The organism is Pseudomonas sp. MD195_PC81_125, assembly GCF_014060985.1.
GTDB classification, from domain to species: domain Bacteria; phylum Pseudomonadota; class Gammaproteobacteria; order Pseudomonadales; family Pseudomonadaceae; genus Aquipseudomonas; species Aquipseudomonas parakoreensis.
Window position 1 is genome coordinate 1 of record NZ_JABULD010000017.1, and the last position, 2,257, is coordinate 2,257.

2 protein-coding genes are annotated in these 2,257 nt (G+C 60.3%); both read right to left on the reverse strand.

The annotated features are described in order from the left end of the window. Positions 1-92: 92 nt before the first annotated feature. The gene (locus HT737_RS00825) at positions 93-566 is read right to left on the reverse strand and encodes an LEA type 2 family protein (RefSeq protein ID WP_007966053.1); all 474 of its coding nucleotides are present in this window, start codon (positions 564-566) and stop codon (positions 93-95) included. Positions 567-629: 63 nt separating this feature from the next. Further along, positions 630-2,096, reverse strand: a complete 1,467-nt coding sequence (locus HT737_RS00830) for a nucleobase:cation symporter-2 family protein (protein WP_182401010.1) — start codon at positions 2,094-2,096, stop codon at positions 630-632. Between the last annotated feature and the right edge of the window lie 161 nt (positions 2,097-2,257).

The window sequence follows — 2,257 nt, forward strand, 5'->3', positions numbered from 1 at the left end:
GACTGTCAGCAACGACGATGTTGGCTGACGCGACCCTATCGCTGGCAAGCCAGCTCCCACAGGTATTTATGAGCGGTCGCAAAATTGTGTATTTACCAGGTCGCAGCAGTGGCCTTTGGCAAACTCAGCTTGCCGCTGTCGACAAATCGCATGGTGCCGAACACCCCGCCCGCGAGTTTGCCGCGCAAGACGTAAGGCAGGTTATCGAGGGTTTGGGTCTGGCTCAGGCCGAGGGTCTGGCGCAGCACCGAGAACGCGGAAACGCTGACCGGCACGCTGACCACGGTTTCCGAGAAGCGCGGGATCGAGCCGACCTGATCGCTGACGCCCGAGGCCAAGGGACGGCCGTTGACCTCCAGATCCAGGGCGATACCGTTGTAATCGATGGCCGTTTCATTGGGGTTCTGCACCCGCAGCTTGATCGCGAAACGCACTTCCAGATCCTGACTTGGCAACGGTTCGAGGCCGACCACGTTGATGTTCACCGGATCGCGGTTGGGAAACAGCGCGCAGGCGCTCAGGGACAACAGCAGCAGGGACAGGATGACGGCGTGGACGCGGCGCATAAACAGTCTCTCAACGAAAAGGGCTGAACCGTTGCCGGTTCAGCCTTTTTTCATGGCGTCGCGTCAGCGGTTCAACTGTGCGACCGCCGCTGCGCTGGCAGGTTCAGCTTTGGCCGGCAGATCGGGGTTTTCCATGACCTGCAGAATCGACGCTTCCGGATCAAAATCGTCTTCTTCCAGTTCAATGAATTCTTCCGGCAGGAAGATATTCAGCACGATAGCGCACAACGCACCAACGGTGATTGGCGATTCGAAGATGTTACGCAGCGCTTGCGGCAACTCGCGCAGCACTTCCGGTACGGCGGCGACGCCCAGGCCCATGCCCACGGAGATCGCCACGATCAACATGTTGCGCCGATGCAGGCCAGCCTCGGCGAGGATCTTGATCCCGGCCACGGCCACGGTGCCGAACATCACCAGTTCGGCGCCGCCGAGCACCGGTTTGGGCATCAGCTGCAGCACCGCGCCGATCATCGGGAACAGCCCCAGCAGCACCAACAGGCCGGCGATGAAGAACGCCACGTAGCGGCTGGCGACGCCGGTCAGCTGGATCACGCCGTTGTTCTGCGCGAACGTGACCATCGGCATGCTGTTGAATACTGCGGCCATCGCCGAATTGAGGCCATCGGCGAGCAGACCGGACTTGATCCGGCGAATGTACAGCGGGCCCTTGACCGGTTGCCGTGAAATCATCGAGTTGGCAGTCAGGTCGCCAGCGGCTTCCAGGGGCGAAACCAGGAAAATCACTGCCACCGGCACGAACGCTACCCAGTCGAAATTGAAGCCGTACTTGAACGGCACCGGCACACTGACCAGCGGCACTTCGGGCATTGAGGCGAAATCCACGGTGCCCATCAGCCATGCGACCACGTAGCCGAGGGTCAGGCCGATGACGATGGCGCCCAGGCGCAGAAACGGCACGTCAACGCGGTTCAACACAACGATGGTGCCGATCACCAAAGCGGCCAGGAATACATGGCTGGCTGCGCCCAGATCAGGCGCGCCGAAACCGCCGGCAATGTCGGTCATCGCCACTTTGATCAGCGACAGACCCATCAAGGTGATGATGGTGCCGGTGACCACCGGAGTGATCAGCATCCGCAGTTTGCCGATGAACTGGCTCAGCACCACTTCGATGAACGCGGCGAAAAAGCACACGCCGAAAATGGTCGAGAGAATTTCATCGGTGCCGCCGCCCCGGGCCTTGACCATGAAGCCGGCGCTGAGAATCACGCTGATAAAGGAAAAACTGGTGCCTTGCAGGCACAACAGACCGGAACCGACCGGGCCGAAACGCTTGGCTTGAACGAACGTGCCCAGGCCCGAAACGAACAGCGCCATGCTGATCAGGTACGGAATTTCACTTTGCAGACCGAGGGCGCCGCCCATGATCAGGGTCGGGGTGATGATGCCGACGAAGCTGGCCAGTACGTGTTGCAGTGCGGCGAACACCGTGGCAGTGAGGTGCGGACGGTCGTTGAGGCCGTAGATCAGATCGTTGTTGCGCGGGACTTTTTCAGAGGCGGTCATGGTGTTTTGCGCGCCGTGAGGCGGGGCCGGGTCAGAAAATGGAGGCGCAGGATGCCGGAAGAGGGCGGCGAGGGCAACGAGCAAAAATTGCCTGAAAGGTCAGGTTTTATTGGGTTTGAGGAGGATTTTCCCTTAAATCAAAAGATCGCAGCCTTCGGCAG

Bases quoted from the DNA above. Each gene is read 5' to 3' on its own strand.
- HT737_RS00825 (WP_007966053.1), bottom strand. From the start codon at position 566: ATGCGCCGCGTCCACGCCGTCATCCTGTCCCTGCTGCTGTTGTCCCTG.
- HT737_RS00830 (WP_182401010.1), bottom strand. From the start codon at position 2,096: ATGACCGCCTCTGAAAAAGTCCCGCGCAACAACGATCTGATCTACGGC.